Consider the following 743-nt stretch of genomic DNA (forward strand, 5'->3'; position numbering starts at 1 on the left):
CGGAGGCGCGGCGCAAGGGGCACCGGGTCCTGGCGGTCGTGCGGGGCAGTGCGGTGAACCAGGACGGTGCGTCCAACGGGCTGACCGCTCCCAACGGGCCGTCGCAGCAGCGGGTGATCCGCAAGGCGCTCGCGAACGCGGGCTTGACTCCCGCGGACGTGGACGCGGTCGAGGGCCACGGCACGGGCACCGTCCTGGGCGACCCGATCGAGGCACAGGCCCTCCTCGCCACCTACGGCAAGGAGCGTGAACAGCCCCTGTGGCTGGGCTCGTTGAAGTCCAACATCGGACACACGCAGGCCGCCTCCGGTGTGGCCGGCGTGATCAAGATGGTGGAAGCCATGCAGCACGGCGTCCTGCCGCCCACCCTGCACGTGGACGCGCCGTCGTCCCAGGTCGACTGGACCGCCGGAGCGGTCGAACTGCTCACGGAAGCACGCGACTGGCCCGACACCGGGCGCCCGCGCCGTGTCGGCGTCTCCTCGTTCGGGCTGAGCGGAACGAACGCGCACCTGATCCTTGAGCAGGCGGCGGAGGAGGATGTCACCGAGCCGGCGGCCCCGGCCGACGGTGTCGTGCCGGTGGTCGTCTCGGCGCGCACCGCCGGGGCCCTGGCCGGCCAGGCGGGTCGGTTGGCGGAGTTCGTCCGCCGGAGCGGCGCGCCGATGGCGTCTGTCGCCGGCGCCTTGGTCACGCAGCGCGCGGTCCTGGCCGAGCGGGCGGTCGTGGTCGCCGGTTCGCGT

The 743-nt window shown here is 73.8% G+C and carries 1 protein-coding gene; it reads left to right on the forward strand.

Translation table 11 applies throughout. From position 1 onward, the window contains the following. The coding region (locus ACGFT1_RS35715; RefSeq protein WP_373913149.1) for a ketoacyl-synthetase C-terminal extension domain-containing protein at positions 1 to 743 on the forward strand (743 nt) is incomplete at both ends.

The organism is Streptomyces sp. Y20 (assembly GCF_043195475.1).
Classification (GTDB): Bacteria; Actinomycetota; Actinomycetes; order Streptomycetales; family Streptomycetaceae; genus Streptomyces.